This is a genomic window from Rhizobium sp. CB3171 (genome assembly GCF_029714265.1).
Lineage (GTDB): Bacteria > Pseudomonadota > Alphaproteobacteria > Rhizobiales > Rhizobiaceae > Rhizobium.
Genome location: NZ_CP121652.1, coordinates 1,020,204 through 1,038,070, shown reverse-complemented (window position 1 = coordinate 1,038,070; position 17,867 = coordinate 1,020,204). Strand labels below are relative to the sequence as shown.

18 protein-coding genes are annotated in these 17,867 nt (G+C 61.3%); 10 read left to right on the top strand and 8 right to left on the bottom strand.

Going from position 1 to position 17,867, the window contains the following annotated elements; translation table 11 throughout:
- Positions 1 to 32: 32 nt before the first annotated feature.
- The 3 genes from gatA to QA648_RS05105 all read right to left on the bottom strand — a co-directional run bounded on the left by gatA (position 33) and on the right by QA648_RS05105 (position 2,631).
- Entirely contained in the window at positions 33 to 1,514 is a 1,482-nt protein-coding gene (gene gatA, locus QA648_RS05115; protein ID WP_104822725.1) for an Asp-tRNA(Asn)/Glu-tRNA(Gln) amidotransferase subunit GatA, read from the bottom strand.
- Between the two features lie 56 nt (positions 1,515 to 1,570).
- Positions 1,571 to 1,858, bottom strand: a complete 288-nt coding sequence (gatC, locus tag QA648_RS05110; protein ID WP_283050034.1) for an Asp-tRNA(Asn)/Glu-tRNA(Gln) amidotransferase subunit GatC — start codon at positions 1,856 to 1,858, stop codon at positions 1,571 to 1,573.
- Between the two features lie 68 nt (positions 1,859 to 1,926).
- Positions 1,927 to 2,631: a metal-dependent hydrolase gene (locus tag QA648_RS05105; RefSeq protein ID WP_283050033.1), complete on the bottom strand. Its 705-nt coding sequence runs from the start codon at positions 2,629 to 2,631 to the stop codon at positions 1,927 to 1,929.
- 118 nt (positions 2,632 to 2,749) lie between these two features.
- On the opposite strand from QA648_RS05105, the gene ruvX reads away from it, so the two are divergent.
- Complete coding sequence (gene ruvX / locus QA648_RS05100) at positions 2,750 to 3,244, top strand: Holliday junction resolvase RuvX (protein ID WP_104822722.1); 495 nt, start codon at positions 2,750 to 2,752, stop codon at positions 3,242 to 3,244.
- Here the strand turns inward: ruvX and QA648_RS05095 are convergent.
- The 4 genes from QA648_RS05095 to QA648_RS05080 all read right to left on the bottom strand — a co-directional run bounded on the left by QA648_RS05095 (position 3,181) and on the right by QA648_RS05080 (position 5,193).
- On the bottom strand, positions 3,181 to 3,513 hold the full coding sequence (locus QA648_RS05095) for a DUF6105 family protein (protein ID WP_283050031.1): 333 nt from the start codon (positions 3,511 to 3,513) through the stop codon (positions 3,181 to 3,183). The two genes, ruvX and QA648_RS05095, sit on opposite strands and share 64 nt — an antisense overlap.
- Complete coding sequence (locus QA648_RS05090; RefSeq protein WP_283051468.1) at positions 3,510 to 3,716, bottom strand: hypothetical protein; 207 nt, start codon at positions 3,714 to 3,716, stop codon at positions 3,510 to 3,512. Before QA648_RS05090 ends, QA648_RS05095 begins: the two co-directional genes overlap by 4 nt.
- Before the next feature lie 96 nt (positions 3,717 to 3,812).
- Complete coding sequence (locus QA648_RS05085; protein ID WP_104822720.1) at positions 3,813 to 4,472, bottom strand: TetR/AcrR family transcriptional regulator; 660 nt, start codon at positions 4,470 to 4,472, stop codon at positions 3,813 to 3,815.
- Between the two features lie 103 nt (positions 4,473 to 4,575).
- The gene (locus QA648_RS05080; RefSeq protein ID WP_283050029.1) at positions 4,576 to 5,193 is read right to left on the bottom strand and encodes a GNAT family N-acetyltransferase; all 618 of its coding nucleotides are present in this window, start codon (positions 5,191 to 5,193) and stop codon (positions 4,576 to 4,578) included.
- 85 nt (positions 5,194 to 5,278) lie between these two features.
- Here QA648_RS05080 and QA648_RS05075 point away from each other — a divergent pair, with 85 nt between their 5' ends.
- Positions 5,279 to 5,479 (top strand): type II toxin-antitoxin system VapB family antitoxin, encoded by a 201-nt coding sequence (locus tag QA648_RS05075; RefSeq protein WP_283050028.1) that lies wholly within the window; start codon positions 5,279 to 5,281, stop codon positions 5,477 to 5,479.
- A complete protein-coding gene (locus QA648_RS05070; protein ID WP_283050026.1) occupies positions 5,476 to 5,874 on the top strand; it encodes a PIN domain nuclease in 399 nt (132 codons plus the stop codon). Before QA648_RS05075 ends, QA648_RS05070 begins: the two co-directional genes overlap by 4 nt.
- A gap of 16 nt (positions 5,875 to 5,890) precedes the next feature.
- On the opposite strand, the gene QA648_RS05065 is transcribed toward QA648_RS05070, so the two are convergent.
- Complete coding sequence (locus tag QA648_RS05065; RefSeq protein ID WP_104825059.1) at positions 5,891 to 7,549, bottom strand: acyl-CoA dehydrogenase family protein; 1,659 nt, start codon at positions 7,547 to 7,549, stop codon at positions 5,891 to 5,893.
- Positions 7,550 to 7,734: 185 nt separating this feature from the next.
- Here QA648_RS05065 and QA648_RS05060 point away from each other — a divergent pair, with 185 nt between their 5' ends.
- The 7 genes from QA648_RS05060 to QA648_RS05030 all read left to right on the top strand — a co-directional run bounded on the left by QA648_RS05060 (position 7,735) and on the right by QA648_RS05030 (position 17,567).
- Positions 7,735 to 8,691, top strand: a complete 957-nt coding sequence (locus QA648_RS05060; RefSeq protein WP_283050024.1) for an aspartate carbamoyltransferase catalytic subunit — start codon at positions 7,735 to 7,737, stop codon at positions 8,689 to 8,691.
- Positions 8,688 to 9,977 (top strand): dihydroorotase, encoded by a 1,290-nt coding sequence (locus QA648_RS05055; protein ID WP_283050022.1) that lies wholly within the window; start codon positions 8,688 to 8,690, stop codon positions 9,975 to 9,977. The genes QA648_RS05060 and QA648_RS05055 overlap by 4 nt, the downstream gene beginning before the upstream one ends.
- A gap of 29 nt (positions 9,978 to 10,006) precedes the next feature.
- Positions 10,007 to 10,627, top strand: a complete 621-nt coding sequence (gene plsY / locus QA648_RS05050; RefSeq protein WP_283050020.1) for a glycerol-3-phosphate 1-O-acyltransferase PlsY — start codon at positions 10,007 to 10,009, stop codon at positions 10,625 to 10,627.
- Positions 10,627 to 11,778 (top strand): DNA-processing protein DprA, encoded by a 1,152-nt coding sequence (gene dprA / locus QA648_RS05045; protein WP_283050018.1) that lies wholly within the window; start codon positions 10,627 to 10,629, stop codon positions 11,776 to 11,778. Before plsY ends, dprA begins: the two co-directional genes overlap by 1 nt.
- A 240-nt stretch (positions 11,779 to 12,018) precedes the next feature.
- Entirely contained in the window at positions 12,019 to 14,706 is a 2,688-nt protein-coding gene (gene topA / locus QA648_RS05040; protein WP_283051222.1) for a type I DNA topoisomerase, read from the top strand.
- Positions 14,703 to 17,081, top strand: coding sequence for a ribonuclease R (rnr, locus tag QA648_RS05035; RefSeq protein ID WP_283050015.1), 2,379 nt, complete (start codon positions 14,703 to 14,705; stop codon positions 17,079 to 17,081). Before topA ends, rnr begins: the two co-directional genes overlap by 4 nt.
- Positions 17,082 to 17,111: 30 nt before the next feature.
- On the top strand, positions 17,112 to 17,567 hold the full coding sequence (locus QA648_RS05030; RefSeq protein ID WP_283050013.1) for a DUF983 domain-containing protein: 456 nt from the start codon (positions 17,112 to 17,114) through the stop codon (positions 17,565 to 17,567).
- Positions 17,568 to 17,867 lie beyond the last annotated feature (300 nt).

Genomic DNA, 17,867 nt, shown 5'->3' with positions numbered 1-17,867 from the left:
TTGCCGCTTTGATGTTGGGCGCTAATCGCTGCTTACCACCACTTCGCCGGCGTGAACTTGCCGGCAGCCTGTTCGATGACGTGGGCGGTCTTGAACAGGGTTTCCTCGTCGAATGGCTTGCCGATGAGTTGCAGGCCGAGCGGCAGGCCCTTCGGGTCGAGGCCGGCGGGGACGGCGATGCCGGGGAGACCGGCCATGTTGACCGTCACCGTGAAGATGTCGTTGAGGTACATCTTGACCGGATCGGAAGCCAAGTTTTCGTCGGCGATGCCGAAGGCCGAAGACGGCGTGGCGGGCGTCAGGATGGCGTCGACGCCGGCGTGGAAGGCGAGTTCGAAATCGCGCTTGATCAGCGTGCGGACCTTCTGGGCACGCAGATAATAGGCGTCGTAATAGCCGGCCGAGAGCACGTAGGTGCCGATCATGATGCGGCGCTTGACTTCCTGGCCGAAGCCGGCAGCGCGCGTCTTCTCGTACATGTCGACGATATTCTCGCCGTCGACGCGCAGGCCATAGCGCACGCCGTCGTAACGGGCGAGGTTCGACGAGGCTTCAGCCGGCGCGACGATGTAATAGGCCGGCAGGGCGTATTTCGTATGCGGCAGCGAGATGTTGACGATTTCGGCGCCTGCATCCTTTAGCCAGGCGATGCCCTGCTGCCAAAGTGTCTCGATCTCTTCCGGCATGCCGTCGACACGGTATTCGTTCGGGATGCCGATCTTCATGCCCTTGAGCGATTTACCCAGCGAGGCTTCGTAATCCGGCACGGGCAGATCGACGGAGGTCGTATCTTTGGCGTCAACGCTCGCCATCGACTTCAGCAGGATGGCAGCGTCGCGAACATCGCGAGCGATCGGGCCAGCCTGGTCGAGCGACGAGGCGAAGGCGACGATGCCCCAGCGCGAGCAGCGGCCATAGGTCGGCTTGATGCCGACCGTGCCGGTGAAGGCGGCGGGCTGGCGAATGGAGCCGCCGGTGTCAGTAGCGGTGGCGCCCGCGCAGAGATGCGCGGCAACGGCAGCGGCCGAACCGCCCGAGGAGCCCCCGGGAACGAGCTGCTGGTTGGAGCCTGCGGCGCGCCAGGGGTTGATCACGGGGCCGTAATAGGAGGTCTCGTTGGAGGAGCCCATGGCGAACTCATCCATGTTGAGCTTGCCCAGCATGACAGCACCGTCGTTCCAGAGGTTCTGCGTGACAGTCGATTCATAGTGCGGCTCGAAGCCGTCCAGGATGTGGCTGCAGGCCTGCGTATGAATGCCTTCGGTGCCGAACAGGTCCTTGATGCCGAGCGGAATGCCTTCCAGCGCGCCGGCTTTGCCTTCAGCAAGGCGGGCGTCCGAGACCTTGGCCATTGCAAGCGCCTTTTGCGGCGTCACCTTCACATAGGCATTGAACTGAGCATTGGCCGCCTCGATCGCCGAAAGATAGGCCTCGGTCAATTCGGTGGCGGTGATGTCCTTGGCGCGCAGTTTGTCGCGAGCTTCGGCGATGGTCAGGCTGGTCAGTTCACTCATCTTGTTTCGCTTCAGGTCTAATGAGGGCAATGGGTCGGAACAGGCTCGTGCGGCCGTTATTCAACAACTTTGGGAACCAGGAAGAAATTCTGATCGGTATTCGGCGCATTGGCGACGATGTCGGAGGCCTTGCTGCCATCGGTGACACCATCCATCCGCTTCTTCATCGCCATCGGCGTGACGGAGGTCATGGCTTCTACACCATCGACATTCACTTCGGAAAGCTGCTCGACGAAGCCCAGAATGCCGTTCAACTCGCCCATCATCCGCTGCGCTTCGTCCTCATTGACGGCGATGCGGGCAAGATGGGCGACGCGTTTCACGGTAGCAAGATCGACGGACATGGCATTCTCCGGATAGGATTTTTCCTATCGCTATAAAGACCATGTCCGCCATACGCAACGTACTTTTGTCAGGCGGAAACGCTGCCGCCCGGCTTCGGTGCCGCGACGGCCGTCTTCGAACCTTCCAGGCCGGCGATGAACTTTTCCGGCGTCTGGTCGATGATCGGGAAAGTGCCGTAGTGGCAGGGAATGGCGGTCTTGAAGTTGAAGTAGCGCTGACAGGCGAGCGCGGCAACGGCGCCGCCCATGGTAAAGCGATCACCAATCGGCACGATGCCGATATCAGGCTGATGCAGTTCGGTGATCAGGCCCATGTCGGAGAAGATGTCCGTATCGCCCATGTGGAACAGCGTCGGCTCGTCGTCGAAATGCAGCATCAGGCCGTTCGCGTTGCCGAGAGAATGCGAAACACCGTCCTCAGTGAGTTGGGCAGAGGAGTGCAGCGCGTTGGTGAAGGTCGCCGAGAAGCTACCCAAAGAGATGGTGCCGCCGGTATTGCCCATTTCCAGCTTCTCGACACCCTTGCTGCCGAGCCAGGCGGCGAGATCGGCATTGGCGAGAACGACGGCGCCGGTGTCCTTGGCGATCTGAATAGTGTCGCCGACGTGATCGCCATGACCATGGGTCAAGAGGATGTGGGTGATGCCCGCGGTGGCCTCCTTCATATCGAGGCCGGCAAAGGACGAATTATAGGTCAGGAACGGATCGATAAGGATTTTGGCCTTGGCCGTTTCGATGCGAAAGGCGGAGTGGCCGAGCCAAGTGATCTTCATGGATTTCTCCTTAATACTTGATTTCTAATGCAAGACTGGTGTCTTAGGACATATCCGAAACCGTCACAAAGAAAAGCGGTGCGGACTTCAATTTGTTTTGACGGGGGACGATAGCCTGATGACGACGCTGACCATCGAAGACCTCGCCGTGATGCTCCTGCCCGGCCAGCCGATCGCCGGGCTCGATCTCGGCACCAAGACCATCGGGCTCGCCATGTCCGATCTCGGCCGGCGGTTTGCCACGCCGCGCCCGGTGATCAAGCGTGTGAAGTTCACCCAGGATGCGCAGGTGCTGCTTTCCTTCGCTGAAAAGGAGAAAGTCGCGGCTTTCGTGATCGGCCTGCCGATGAACATGGACGGTTCGGCAGGGCCGCGCGTGCAGGCGACACGGGCCTTCGTGCGCAGCATGGCCGACAAGACCGACCTGCCCTTCGTCTTCTGGGATGAGCGGTTATCGACGGTCGCCGCCGAGCGGGCGCTGCTGGAAATGGACGTCTCGCGCGCCAAACGTGCCGAGCGCATCGACTCGGCGGCCGCAAGCTTCATTCTTCAGGGCGCCTTGGACAGGCTTTCGGCACTCGGCAGGCCGGTTTTTCCCGATCTCGAGACCTGACGGCTCTTCCACCATTCCAGGATAGCAGCACGCTTGCGGAAGCCTATGATGGAGAAGACCAGCAGGCTGTCGAAGGCGATGGCGCGGGCGACCAACGGCGGAATGGTTTCGGGCGGGATGCCGAGGATCTTGCCGTAGATATCAAAAACGAGATCGTGCATCTGCCGCGTGAACATGAAGACGCCGAAACTCATGTCGTAGTAGGAAAGATAGTACCACGCCCCGAGAAACGAGACGGGTGCGGCCCAGCATATCAGCAACCACTTCATGCGGTTCCCCTTCGACGCGGGTATTGCGTCGCTTCAGTCGAAAGGACCAGCCAGTTCGACAGTGCCATGGCGCTCAAAACCAGTGCCGGTACCGCTATATCGAGTGCCAGAACGGCGAAGAACATCATCGCCGCGACAAGGAACACGATTTTTGCGGGTCTCGACCCCATGGCTGCACGCTCGGTGGTTAACAATTTATCCACCTACAGTGGCCAGTTAACCGTTGCGGCGCAATGTAAACCAATTGTTAAGGTTAACGCCCAGGCGCGGCTGTGGATATCTCCTGCGCGGCTGAAATGTCAGCCGTAAACGCCGCGCACGATCCGCTTCAGGGCGGTAGCGGCCTTCTCCCAGTCCTTCGACGTTTTCAGGGCAAGACCGGCGCATTGGCCGCTGACGGTCGCCGAAAGCACGAGATGCTGGATGGCGGCGAAGATCATGGCATTGACGCCGATCGCATCGATCCCCTTCGGCGGTGTAAGCGAGCCGCGCATGCGCTCTATCCAGCCAGCCAGCGCTTTCGAGCGGGCTTCCGACAGCCGCCGCACCTGCTCGGTATTTTCGGACACCTCCCACGCGACGATGCGGCGCATCAGCGGATCGGCGCGCAATGCATCGAGGAAAAGCAGGGCCAATCGTTCCATCAGGTCGCCATAGGTCAGCAGGAACATGCCGCCGGTATCGTCGGGAATGCGATCCGTCACCCAGCTTCCGAGATCGGTGCCGATCGCCTCCACCAGGCCATCGAGACCGCCATAGTAGCGATAGATCAATTGCTTGTCGCAGCCGGCGCCGCGGGCAACCGCGTTGATGCCGAAATTCTGGAAGCCTTCCTCCGCCAGCAGCCGTTTCGCAGCATCCAGGATCGCCTGCTCGGTGGCGGCGCGGTTGCGCACCCGCTTCTCCGGCTCGGCGGGTGTTTCGATCGGTTTTCTCAAAACGGCGTTTGCGCTTGGCATTATCTCGGCCCCAACCTGTCACCAGACGGTGAATAACAAGCCGCACAGAAGGGAACAACGAGCCGATGAACTTCGACAGAGTTAAAGCTGTGCAATCCACAGATTAGAGAGATTGGCCGAACCAGACGGTGGTCTGCGATGTCAATTCTGGCGGCAGTTCCAGCCGGGAAAATCCGCGCGATGCCCAGAAGCGCATGCCATTGTGGTTACCGATATTTGCCCCCAGATGCACGCCCTTGACGCCTTGGGTGCGGGCATTGGAAAGCCATCTGTCGAGAAGCGCGCTACCAATGCCCTGCCCCTGCGTGCGCGGTAAAAGATTCATATGAATATGCGCCGGGAACGGATCGGTGAGAGCAGCGGGCGCTCGCTTCGGATGGTGGATCGTAAAGCTTCTCTGCTGATCCGCATCCCAGGTCGAAGCATCGCCGGATGGCTCCGCATAGCGTTTGCGCAGCGCCGGCCACCACTCACGTTCCAGCCTTTCCTCGAAAGCAACCGTATCGAAGACCCCGGCAATATAGCCGCAGACACCCTCCCCATCTTCGGCGACGAAAACGGTTTCCGGGCTAAGGGTCGCATAGGGCACCGAATAAATATGCCCTATCAGCCGTCCATCACGATGGAGCGCCGTGGCATCCATGCCAGCATCGCCGGTGACCAGGGAGATGATATAGAGCTGATCGATGTCATCGGGTTGGACCGGGCGGAGATTGATCATGGATACCCTCAATAACTGTTTTCGCGTTTGCGATCCCAAGGATCGATGTGTATAATTCTTTATTGGCATACACACGAGATTGCAAATGCGAACAAATATAGAAATTGATGACGCGCTAATCGCAGAAGCAATGGCTGCGACAGGACAGTCGACAAAAAAAGCGACCGTTGAGGAAGCTCTGCGGAGTGTCGTTCGTTGGCATCGCCAGAAACGAGCGCTCGAGGACCTTGCAGGGCTTGGATGGGAAGGCGATCTGGAAGAGATGCGAAGAGATCGACAACAGTGATCGTCGTTGATAGCTCTGTTTGGATTTCCCTTTTGCGCGACGCAGAGACGGAAGCCGTGCGTCGTCTCCGAAATATGATAGCAGCAGGACCTCCCGATATTTTGGTTGGAGATCTTATACTTCTCGAAGTTCTTCAGGGTGCCCGTGGTGATCGGCATGCGGCTCTAATAGAAAGAAGTCTTCGCCAATTTACGGTTCGACCGATGCTGAACGATGCATTTGCAGTCAAAGCGGCGCGCAACTATCGTTTTCTACGAGAGCGTGGAATTACTGTACGAAAAACCATAGGCGTCATCATCGGCACGTTCTGCATCGAGGAAGGGCACGTGCTTCTTCACGATGATCGGGATTTCGATCCAATGTCTGAGCATCTCGGTCTACAAATAGCTGGATAAATCCGAGCCGGGGCAATCAAGTCGCCGGCGGATACAACAAATCGACGATGTAGCTCGCATCGAAGCGGGCATCCAGCATGCCGTAGGTGGCGCGCCAGCCGCCCGCAAGGCGGGTTTCTATGAAAGCATCGGCGATCTTGCCTGCGCCCAGGCGATAGAGTTCGGCGGCGCCGGCGGCCAGTGCCATCTGCTCGATCAAGAGGCGGGCTGCTCCTTCGTCCTGTTCGCAAAGCGCCATGGCGGCGCGTAAAACATCGATGGTTTTCTTGCCGGCCGGGCCGAGGTCGCGGGCAAGGCCGGCAAAGACGGTTTCGAACAGATCCCTGCCCCGGTTCAGAACGCGCAGCACGTCGAGCGCCATGACGTTGCCGGAGCCTTCCCAGATCGCATTGACCGGCGCCTCGCGGTAATGCCGGGCGATCGGGCGTTCTTCGATATAGCCGCTGCCGCCGATGCACTCCATTGCTTCGTAGATAAGCGCGGGCGCGATCTTGCAGCACCAATATTTAGCAACCGGCGTCATGACGCGGGCATAGGCGGCATCTTCGCTGCTGCTGCTTGCCTTGTCGAAGGCTTCCGCCAGGCGGAAGGCGAGTGCGGTCGCCGCGGCGACATCGAGCGCCATATCGGCAAGTACGCGCGTCATGATCGGCTGATGGACCAGCATCTTGCCGAAGACGCTGCGGCCGCGGGCATGATGCACAGCTTCAGCGAGCGAGGCACGCATGATGCCGGCGGATGCTAGTGCACAATCGAGGCGCGTCAACGTCACCATATCGAGAATGGTGCGAATGCCGCCATCCGGCGCCCCAAGCAGGAAGCCGAAGGTATCGCTGAATTCGACTTCGGAGGACGCGTTCGAGCGATTGCCGAGCTTGTCCTTCAACCGCTGAAACTGCAGGCCGTTGGCCGAACCGTCTTCGAGGAGGCGCGGCACCAGGAAGCAGCCCATGCCGTCCTTGGTCTGCGCCAGCATGATGAAAGCATCGCTCATCGGGGCCGACATGAACCATTTGTGGCCCGAGAGCCGATAGATGCCGTCGCTGACCTTATCGGCGCTCGTCTTGTTGGCGCGCACATCCGTGCCGCCCTGCTTTTCCGTCATGCCCATGCCGATGGTGACGGCGCTTTTCTGCATGGCCGGTTTGTTGGACGAATCATATTTGCGCGAGAGAATCTTCGGCGCCCAATCCTTCTGCACGGCCGGAGATGCCATCATTGCCGCGACCGAGGCGCTGGTCATGGTCAGCGGGCAGAGATGGCCGCATTCCAATTGTGCGGTCAGATAGAAGCGCGCGGCGCGGACCTTGTGCGACTGGCCCTTGGCCTCCGGGTCTGCCTGCGGATCCCAGATCGAGGAATGCAGGCCCGACGCCATGGAGCGGCGCATCAGCGCATGCCAGGCCGGATGAAACTCGACCACATCCAGCCGTTCGCCACGCGGGCCGTGGGTGCGCAGTTGCGGCGCGCCCTGGTTCGCCATGCGCGCCAGTTCCTGCGCCTCATGCGAGGTGACATAACGGCCCATCTGCTCCAGATCTTCGCGCGTCGAGCGCGGCAGACCGGACGTCAAATCGACGATCAGCGGATCGGAACGATAGGCATTGATGCCGGACCAGAGGCTCGGCTGGTTCAGTTCGGCAAATGTGTCGTCAGTCCGGGTCGGTTGGGTCATGGATCGCTTGTAGAGCAAGAGGGTTGCAAAAGGAAACTGGAACTTTCGTCTCCCAACAGCATAGCTGCTGTAGCGGGATTCGAGCGAAATTGCATGGGGAACAAGCGGGCGTAACGAAAGCCCGCGCTTGCCCCTGAGGCGCTCCCTCTTTATAGACCCCCTGACGAAATCCGGAGGGCAGCGTCATGTTCTTCTTCCCCCACCGCCACCTCATCGGCATCAAGGGCCTCACCGAACAAGATATCACCTATCTTCTCGACAAGGCCGACGAGGCAGTGAAGATCAGCCGGCAGCGCGAAAAGAAGACATCGACGCTTCGCGGGCTGACGCAGATCAATCTCTTTTTCGAAGCCTCGACCCGCACGCAAGCATCCTTCGAACTGGCCGGCAAGCGGCTCGGCGCCGACGTCATGAACATGTCGGTCGGCAATTCCTCCGTAAAGAAGGGCGAAACGCTGATCGACACGGCGATGACACTGAACGCCATGCGTCCCGATGTCCTCGTCATCCGCCACTCCAGCGCCGGTGCTGCCTCGCTGCTGGCGCAAAAGGTCTCCTGCTCCGTCGTCAATGCTGGCGACGGCCAGCATGAGCATCCGACGCAGGCGCTGCTCGACGCACTGACCATTCGCCGCGCCAAGGGCAAGCTTTCGCGCATCATCGTCGCGATCTGCGGCGACGTGCTGCATTCGCGTGTCGCACGCTCCAATATCCTGCTGCTGAATGCCATGGGTGCGCGTATCCGGGTCGTGGCTCCCGCCACGCTGCTGCCCGCCGGGATCGCCGACATGGGCGTCGAGATCTTCCATTCGATGAAGGAAGGACTGAAGGACGCCGATGTGGTGATGATGCTGCGGCTGCAACGCGAGCGCATGTCCGGTGCCTTCGTGCCGTCGGTGCGGGAATACTATCATTTCTATGGGCTCGATGCCGAGACATTGAAGGCGGCCAAGGAGGATGCACTTGTCATGCATCCCGGTCCGATGAACCGCGGTGTCGAGATTGCCTCCGAGGTGGCCGACGGACCGCAAAGCGTCATCGCCGAACAGGTGGAAATGGGTGTCGCGGTGCGCATGGCGGTCATGGAGGCGCTGCTGATCTCGCAAAACCAGGGACCGCGCACCGAGGGAGCTGGCGCATGAGCAACTCTATCGTCCTCCAGAACGTCCGCATCATCGATCCCTCGCGCAATCTTGACGAAGTCGGCACGATCATCGTCGAAAACGGCGACATCCTCGCCGCCGGCAAGGATGCACTCGGACATGCCGCGCCGAAGGGCGCTGAAGTACGGGACTGCACCGGCCTCGTCGCCGTGCCCGGCCTTGTCGATGCCCGTGTCCATGTCGGCGAGCCCGGCGGCGAACATCGCGAGACCATCGCTTCGGCGAGCCGCGCGGCGGCAGCCGGCGGCGTGACCTCCTTCATCATGATGCCGGACACTGATCCCGTCATCGACGACATCGCCCTCGTCGAATTCGTCAAGAAGACGGCGCGCGATACGGCCGTCGTCAATGTCTATCCGGCAGCGGCGATTACCAAGGGGCTTGCCGGCGAAGAGATGACGGAAATCGGTCTCCTCAGGGAAGCCGGCGCCGTGGTCTTCACCGATGCGCATTCCGGCGTCTACGACACGCAGGTCCTGCGCCGCATCATGACCTATGCGCGCGAATTCGGCGCGGTCGTCTCCTGCGAGACCCGCGACAAATATCTCGGCGCCAACGGTGTAATGCATGAGGGGCTGCTGGCAAGCTGGCTCGGGCTATCCGGTATTCCGAGGGAAACCGAGCTTATCCCGCTCGAGCGCGATCTCAGGATCGCGACGCTGACCCGCAGCCATTATCACGCAGCGATGATCTCCGTGCCGGAATCGGCAGAGGCCATCCGTCTTGCACGCTCGCGCGGCGCGAAGGTCACCTGCGGCATCTCGATCAACAATCTGGCGCTCAACGAAAACGACATCGGCGAATACCGCACCTTCTTCAAACTCTACCCGCCGCTACGCTCCGAGGACGATCGCACGGCCATGATCGAGGCGCTTGCGGACGGCACCATCGACATTATCGTCTCGGCGCACGACCCGCAGGATGTGGATACCAAGCGCCTGCCTTTCGGCGAGGCCGAGGATGGCGCAATCGGGTTGGAGACGCTGCTTGCGGCCGCACTTCGCCTGCATCACAGCGGCGAAGTCAGCCTCATGCGGCTGATCGACGCCCTTTCAACCCGGCCGGCGCAGATCTTCGGTCTCGATGCCGGCACGCTGAAGCCGGGTGCAAAGGCGGATATCACCTTGATCGATCTCGACGAGCCTTGGCTTGTTGCCAAAGACATGCTTCTGTCGCGCTCGAAGAATACACCGTTCGAAGACGCAAGAATGACCGGCAGGGCGGTCGCGACCTATGTCGCGGGCAAGTTGGTTCACAGTCTCTAGGCAAAGCTGAGGCTTATGGGGAATAGAAAGTGATGGCGGATTTCTGGACATGGCAGTTGACCCTGCCAACGGCGCTGGCAGCTATTGTCATCGGCTACCTGCTCGGCTCTATCCCCTTCGGCCTGGTTCTGACACGCATGGCCGGTCTCGGCGACGTCCGCAAGATCGGTTCCGGCAATATCGGAGCGACCAATGTGCTGCGCACCGGCAATAAGCCGTTGGCGGCAGCAACGCTGCTGCTCGACGCCTTCAAGGGAACGGTCGCAGTGTTGATCGTCTCGCATTTCTTCGGTGAGGATGCGAGCGTGCTCGCCGGTTTTGCCGCCTTCATCGGCCACATCTTTCCGGTCTGGATCGGCTTCAAGGGCGGTAAGGGCGTCGCGACATATCTCGGTATCCTGCTTGGCCTGGCGCCGTTGATGGCGTTGATCTTCGCCATCATCTGGCTGGTCATCGCCTTTACCACGCGCTACTCCTCCCTCTCCGCATTGGTTGCAACCCTTGTCATTCCGGTTGCATTATGGATATTGGGTGCCGATAAGATCGCCGCGGCCATGGCGTTGATGACCGTTATCGCCTGGTACAAGCACAGAGCCAATATTGCCCGGCTGACTGCCGGCACGGAAACCAAGATCGGAGCGAAGGGGTAATGGGAAGAGGCAGCGCAGGACGAACCGGAATTGCGCTGACGGAAAAACAAAGGATAGCCTGGCTCCGTCTGATCCGTTCCGACAATGTCGGCCCCTCCACCTTTCGCGACCTTATCCGTCACTACGGCTCAGCCGAAGCCGCACTCGCCGCGTTGCCGGAGCTGTCACAGCGCGGCGGCTCGACACGTGCTATCCGTATTGCCAGCGAGCAGGATGCACTGCGCGAACTGGAAGCGGCGGATCGTTTCGGCGCGCGTTTCGTCGGTATCGGCGAACCGGATTATCCGCAGGCGCTGAGGGAGATCGATGGTGCGCCGCCGCTTCTTGCCGTCAAAGGCAGCTTGCCGACGGCAACTCGCCCGGCGATCGGCATCGTCGGCTCGCGCAATGCCTCGATCAGCGGCGCCAAATTCACTGCGATGATCGCCCGCGCTTGTGGCCAGGCCGGCTATGCCGTGGTCTCGGGCCTTGCCCGCGGCATCGACACGGCAGCTCACCGCGCCAGCCTGGAAACCGGTACGATCGCCGCCATGGCCGGCGGGCTCGACCAGCCTTACCCGCCCGAAAATGTCGGCCTCTTGCATGAAATATGGGACGGCAATGGACTCGCCGTCAGCGAAATGCCGTTCGGCTGGGAACCGCGCGCACGCGATTTCCCACGCCGCAATCGGCTGATAGCAGGCATCTCACTGGGCGTCGTCGTGGTCGAGGCGGCAACGCGCTCCGGCTCGCTGATCACCGCGCGGCTCGCGGGCGAATTCGGCCGGCTGGTATTTGCCGTGCCGGGCTCTCCGCTCGATCCACGCTGCGAGGGCACCAATGGTTTGCTGAAGGATGGCGCGATGATCGTGACCAGCCCGGATGACGTCATCGAGGCGCTGAGGCCTCTCGCCGAGCCCGATCTTTTCCGCCCGCAGCTTGCCGAAGCGCCCGCTGAAAAGAACGACAAACCGCTGTCCTTGCCACCGGACGATACGGAGCGCTGGGAGATCATCGACGCACTCGGGCCGACGCCGGTGGAAATCGACGATATCATCCGGCATACCGGCCAGTCGGTGTCCTCCGTTCATTCCGTGCTTCTCGAACTCGACATGGCCGGCCGGTTGCATCGGCATCCCGGCGGACTGGTGTCGATCTCGATGCTGGATTGAAAGTGTTGCCGGCTGTTCCGATATGATGACCAGAACCTACGGGGAGCGTCCAAAGGCGCTTATTCAGGATTGTAGCATAGATGCCATCTTGCAAGGATCGCATCGCCGCGCTGACCGCAAAAATCGACTTCGCCTCTTGACCGCGGCGAATTCCCTGTCCATGTCGGAAGGCCGGGGAAACGAAATACCCCGTCTCTCCCGCGCCTTTTTCCGGCGCGACCTCGCATTCAGAGATTGATGATGAACGTTGTAGTGGTGGAATCGCCTGCCAAGGCCAAGACAATCAATAAATATCTGGGACCCGGATATAAGGTTCTTGCTTCCTTCGGCCATGTGCGCGACCTGCCTGCCAAGGACGGCTCGGTCCTTCCCGAGCAAGACTTCGAGATGCTCTGGGAAGTCGATGGCGCTTCGCAAAAGCGCATCAAGGACATTGCCGACGCAGTGAAATCCTCCGACGGCTTGATTCTCGCGACCGACCCGGATCGCGAAGGCGAAGCGATTTCCTGGCACGTGCTCGACCTATTAAACAAGAAGCGCGTCATCAACGGCAAGCCCGTAAAGCGCGTCGTCTTCAACGCCATCACTAAGAAGGCCGTGCTCGACGCGATGGCCGAGCCGCGCGATATCGACGTGCCGCTGGTCGACGCCTATCTTGCCCGCCGTGCCCTCGACTATCTCGTCGGCTTCAATCTGTCGCCGGTGCTGTGGCGCAAGCTGCCGGGCGCCCGCTCGGCCGGCCGCGTGCAGTCGGTGGCCTTGCGCCTCGTCTGCGACCGCGAGTCGGAGATCGAACGTTTTATCTCCGAGGAATACTGGAATCTCTCGGCGATCTTGAAGACACCGCGCGGTGACGAATTCGAAGCGCGGCTCGTCGCCGCCAACGGCAAGCGCCTGCAGCCGCGCTCGATCGGCAATGGCGAAGAGGCCGGCAACCTGAAGGCGCTGCTGGAAGGCGCCGCCTATGTCGTCGACACGGTCGAGGCAAAGCCGGTCAAGCGCAATCCGAGCCCGCCATTCACCACGTCCACCCTGCAGCAGGCCGCCTCCTCCAAGCTCGGTTTCTCGGCATCCCGCACGATGCAGATCGCGCAGAAGCTCTATGAGGGGGTCGATATCGGCGGCGAGACTGTCGGTCTCATCACCTATATGCGTACGGACGGCGTTCAGATGGCGCCGGAAGCGATTGACGCGGCACGGCGCTCCATCGCCGATCAGTTTGGCAATCGCTACCTACCGGAAAAGGCACGCTTCTACTCGACCAAGGCGAAGAATGCCCAGGAAGCGCACGAGGCGATCCGTCCGACCGATTTCGATCGTTCGCCGGATCGCGTGCGCAAATTCCTCGATGCCGATCAGATCAGGCTCTATGATCTCATTTGGAAGCGCGGCATCGCCAGCCAGATGGCCTCGGCCGAGATCGAGCGGACCACCGTGGAAATCCTGGCTGACAATGCCGGCCAGAAGGCAGGCTTGCGCGCTGTCGGTTCGGTGATCCGCTTCGACGGCTTCATCGCCGCCTATACCGACCAGAAGGAGGACGGCGAGCAGAGCGACGATGCCGACGACGAGGATGGCCGCCTGCCGGAGATCAATGCGCGCGAAAATCTCGCCAAGCAGAAGATCAATTCGACGCAGCATTTTACCGAGCCGCCGCCGCGCTATTCGGAAGCATCGCTGATCAAGAAGATGGAAGAACTCGGCATTGGGCGCCCATCGACCTATGCGGCAACACTGGCGACGCTGCGCGACCGCGACTATGTCACGATCGACAAGCGCAAGCTGGTACCGCAGGCCAAGGGCCGGCTCGTCACCGCCTTCCTCGAAAGCTTCTTCACGAAATACGTCGAATACGACTTCACCGCCGATCTCGAAGAAAAGCTCGATCGTATCTCCGCTGGCGAATTGAACTGGAAGGATGTATTGCGCGATTTCTGGCGCGATTTCTTCGCCCAGATCGAGGATACAAAGGAACTGCGCGTCACCAATGTGCTCGACGCGCTGAACGAAGCGCTTGCTCCACTGGTCTTCCCGAAGCGGGAAGATGGCAGCGATCCGCGTATCTGCCAGGTCTGCGGCACGGGCAACCTGTCGCTGAAGCTCGGCAAATACGGCGCCTTCATCGGCTGCTCGAACTATCCGGAATGCAACTACACGCGCCAACTCTCCTCGGAAGGCGGCGCGGAGGCTGAAGCCAGCGGGTTGAACGAACCGAAGGCGCTCGGCACCGATCCGGTCACCGGCGAAGAGCTGACGCTGCGCTCCGGTCGCTTCGGGCCCTATATCCAGCGCGGCGACGGCAAGGAAGCCAAGCGTGCGTCGCTGCCGAGGGGCTGGAAGCCCGAGGATATCGACTATGAAAAGGCCATGGCGCTGATCTCGCTTCCGCGCGATATCGGCAAGCATCCGGAAAGCGGCAAGATGATCTCGTCCGGCATCGGCCGCTACGGGCCGTTTCTGCTGCATGATGGCAGCTACGCCAATCTCGAGTCCGTCGAGGACGTTTTCACCGTCGGCCTCAACCGCGCCGTGACCGTTCTTGCTGAAAAGCAGAGCAAGGCCGGCGGCGGAGGAAGCCGCGGCGGCACGCCAGCAGCATTGAAGGACCTCGGCGAACATCCCGACGGCGGCTCGATCACCGTTCGCGACGGCAAATACGGACCCTATGTGAACTGGGGCAAAGTCAATGCGACCTTGCCGAAAGGCAAGGATCCGCAGGCAATCACGGTTGAAGAGGCGCTGGAGCTGATCGCGGCGAAAGCCGGTAAATCCGGCGGCGGGAAGTCGGCCAGAGCGCCGGCCAAGGCCAAGACCGCGGCTGCCGCCACCAAGACGACGAAGACTGCCGCCAAACCGAAGGCAAAGGCGGCTGCAAAGGCTCCGGCCAAGGCGAAAACAACCAAGACGACAAAGAAGAGCGCAGAGTGAGCAGAGAACCGCGCGGCAGGAATTCATCGTCGGAGCGACGCCCCGGCAAGACTGGTCGTGCGGCGAAAAACAGCGGCGATGCGGAACCGATGATGGCGATCGTGCACGGCGTTTTGCCGCCGCGCGAAGTCCTCCTGCGCTTCATCGCCGATCACCCGCAACAGGCTTCCAAGCGCGAGCTTGCCAAGGCCTTTGGATTAAAGGGCGAGAGCCGCGTCGAGCTCAAGAACCTCCTGCGCGAGCTTGAAGAAGACGGCATGGTGCAGAAGAGCCGCAAGTCGCTCATCCGCCCGGGAGCGCTGCCGCCGATCGCCGTCCTCGATATCACCACGCGCGACAAGGATGGCGAGCTGATCGGCCGTCCGACCGAATGGCCGGAGGAAAACGGCGTCGCGCCGGCCGTGATGATCAAGCAGTCCTCTTCCCCCGCCGGTCGCAACGGCAAGGGCAAGGCTCCGGTTGCCGGCATGGGCGACCGCATCCTCGCTAAGATATTTCCGGCTGTCGATCGCGGCGGGCCGGCTTATACCGCGCGCATCATCAGGGTCATCGACAAGCGTCTGGCCGCAACCATGGGCGTCTTTCGCGAGACGCCGGGCGGCGGCGGGCGGCTGCTGCCGATCGAGCGGCGCGGCGAGGAAATGGTCATCGATCCGGATTATACCGGCGACGCCAAGGAAGGCGATCTGGTCGAGGTCGAAGTTGCCCGTCTCGGCCGTTTCGGGCTACCTCGCGCCAAGGTGCTGTCGATCGTGGGCTCCGTCGCTTCGGAAAAGGCGATTTCGATGATCGCCATCCATGCGCATGGCATCCCGCATGTCTTCCCGCAGGCCGCCATCGCCGAGGCGGACGCCGCCAAGCCCGCCACCATGTCGCATCGCGAAGATTGGCGCAGCCTGCCGCTGATCACCATTGATCCGGCCGACGCCAAGGACCATGACGATGCGGTCTATGCCGAGCTGGACCCCTCGCCCGACAATCCCGGCGGCGTGATCGTCACTGTCGCCATCGCGGATGTCTCCTGGTATGTCCGCCCCGGCTCCGCGCTGGATCGGGAGGCGCTGAAGCGCGGCAATTCGGTTTATTTTCCTGATCGCGTCGTGCCGATGCTCCCGGAGCGCATCTCCAACGATCTCTGCTCCCTCAAGGAAGGCGTCGACCGCCCTGCGCTTGCCGTGCGGATGATCTTTTCCAAGGAAGGCCGCAAGGCGGGCCACACCTTCCATCGCATCATGATGAAGAGTGCCGCCAAGCTTTCCTACCAACAGGCCCAGGCGGCGATCGACGGCAAGCCGGACGACAAGACCGGACCGATGCTGGAGCCGATCCTGAAGCCGCTCTGGCATGCCTATGAGGTTATGAGGCGCGGCCGCGACCGGCGTCAGCCGCTCGAACTCGACATGCCCGAACGCAAGATCCTGCTGAAGCCGGACGGCACGGTCGATCGGGTCTTCGTGCCGCCGCGTCTCGATGCCCACAAGCTCATCGAAGAAATGATGATCCAGGCGAATGTCGCCGCTGCCGAAACGCTGGAAAAGAAGCGGCAGGTGCTGATCTACCGCATCCATGACGGCCCGACGCTTGCCAAGCAGGAAGTGCTGCGCGAATTCCTCGCAACGCTCGGCATCTCGCTCGTCAAGGGCGGCAATGTCCGCGCCAACAGCTTCAACGGCATCCTGGCGAAGGCCGAGGGTACGGCGCATCAGACCATGGTCAACGAGATGGTGCTGCGCTCGCAGAGCCAGGCGATCTACAGCCCCGACAATATCGGGCATTTCGGCCTGAACCTGATGAAATATGCGCATTTCACCTCGCCGATCCGCCGCTATGCGGATCTGATCGTGCATCGCGCCCTCGTCGGCTCGCTCGGTTTCGGCGAAGGCGGCATTACGCCGGACGAGGAAGCAACGCTCGATGATATCGCCGCCGAGATTTCCACTTTCGAACGCCGCGCCATGGCTGCCGAACGCGAGACGGTCGACCGGCTGATCGCGCATCATCTTGTCGGGCGTATCGGCGAGGAATTCGAGGCCCGGGTCGGCGGTGTCACCAAGTCGGGACTTTTTGTCACCCTGCCCGACTATGGCGCTGACGGCTTCATCCCTATATCTACGCTCGGCTCCGACTATTTCATCTATGACGAGGCGCATCAGGCGCTGACGGGTGAAAAGACGGGGCTCGGCTTCCGCCTCGGCGACAGCGTCACGGTGCGCCTTGCGGAAGCGATCCCGCTGGCGGGTGCCCTGCGCTTCGAAATGTTAAGCGACGGCCGCGCCATGCCAACGGCGGTGCGTTCCTTCCACAAGGCGACGCGACGCAACAAGACCCCGGCACGCAAGGCGCCGGGAACGAGACCGCCACGCGGGCGCCGATAAACGGCGGCTGCCGGCAGGAAGGAAAGGTTCATGACGAGCAGCCCGTCCGATCCAATCATCCGCTTTGGCGGCCCCGACGAGGCTGAACGTCCGCTCGGACGCTCGATTGTCCGCGGCTTACTGAACCGCTGTCCGCATTGCGGCTCGGGAAAGCTCTTCAAGGCGTTCCTGAAACCAGCAGACCGTTGCGCCGTCTGCGAGGAGGAGCTGTTCCACCAGCGTGCCGACGACCTGCCGCCCTACTTGGTCATCCTGGTACTCGGCCATGTGGTGGTCGGCGGCTACATGCTGACGGATATGGCCTTTCATCTGCCGATCTGGGCGCATCTCGCCATCTGGGCGCCGATTACGGTGCTCACCGCCTTGGCGGCAATTCAACCAATCAAGGGCGGCGTCATCGGCCTGCAATGGGCGCTGCGGATGCATGGCTTCGGCGGCCATGACGACAGTCCCGAAGAATGGGATCGGGGAAACGGCCGGTCGTGAACCATGTGCTCGAGCTGATATCACCAGCCTTGCCGGCCGGCGGGAGCGGGCATACGCCGTTACTCCCTTCGGACGGAACCAGTATCGATCCGCCCTATATTCATGATTCGCGGGAATTGCTTGATCTCCAATGGCTTGACATCGGCGACATTTCTTGTCTGAACATGCCGGGCGTCGAAAGGATCATTGCGGAGGATATGATCGATCCCATGAAAGCCGACCCGTCACCTGGATTTGGCCGTGCCGTGCCTTTCTATCTCCCGCGTTGCGAACGATTCGTTCGCCACATGCTCTAAGGAT

Coding starts and splice junctions, on each gene's coding strand:
- gatA (WP_104822725.1), bottom strand. CDS start 1,514: ATGAGTGAACTGACCAGCCTGACCATCGCCGAAGCTCGCGACAAACTG.
- gatC (WP_283050034.1), bottom strand. CDS start 1,858: ATGTCCGTCGATCTTGCTACCGTGAAACGCGTCGCCCATCTTGCCCGC.
- QA648_RS05105 (WP_283050033.1), bottom strand. CDS start 2,631: ATGAAGATCACTTGGCTCGGCCACTCCGCCTTTCGCATCGAAACGGCC.
- ruvX (WP_104822722.1), top strand. CDS start 2,750: ATGACGACGCTGACCATCGAAGACCTCGCCGTGATGCTCCTGCCCGGC.
- QA648_RS05095 (WP_283050031.1), bottom strand. CDS start 3,513: ATGAAGTGGTTGCTGATATGCTGGGCCGCACCCGTCTCGTTTCTCGGG.
- QA648_RS05085 (WP_104822720.1), bottom strand. CDS start 4,472: ATGCCAAGCGCAAACGCCGTTTTGAGAAAACCGATCGAAACACCCGCC.
- QA648_RS05080 (WP_283050029.1), bottom strand. CDS start 5,193: ATGATCAATCTCCGCCCGGTCCAACCCGATGACATCGATCAGCTCTAT.
- QA648_RS05075 (WP_283050028.1), top strand. CDS start 5,279: ATGCGAACAAATATAGAAATTGATGACGCGCTAATCGCAGAAGCAATG.
- QA648_RS05065 (WP_104825059.1), bottom strand. CDS start 7,549: ATGACCCAACCGACCCGGACTGACGACACATTTGCCGAACTGAACCAG.
- QA648_RS05060 (WP_283050024.1), top strand. CDS start 7,735: ATGTTCTTCTTCCCCCACCGCCACCTCATCGGCATCAAGGGCCTCACC.
- QA648_RS05055 (WP_283050022.1), top strand. CDS start 8,688: ATGAGCAACTCTATCGTCCTCCAGAACGTCCGCATCATCGATCCCTCG.
- dprA (WP_283050018.1), top strand. CDS start 10,627: ATGGGAAGAGGCAGCGCAGGACGAACCGGAATTGCGCTGACGGAAAAA.
- topA (WP_283051222.1), top strand. CDS start 12,019: ATGAACGTTGTAGTGGTGGAATCGCCTGCCAAGGCCAAGACAATCAAT.
- QA648_RS05030 (WP_283050013.1), top strand. CDS start 17,112: ATGACGAGCAGCCCGTCCGATCCAATCATCCGCTTTGGCGGCCCCGAC.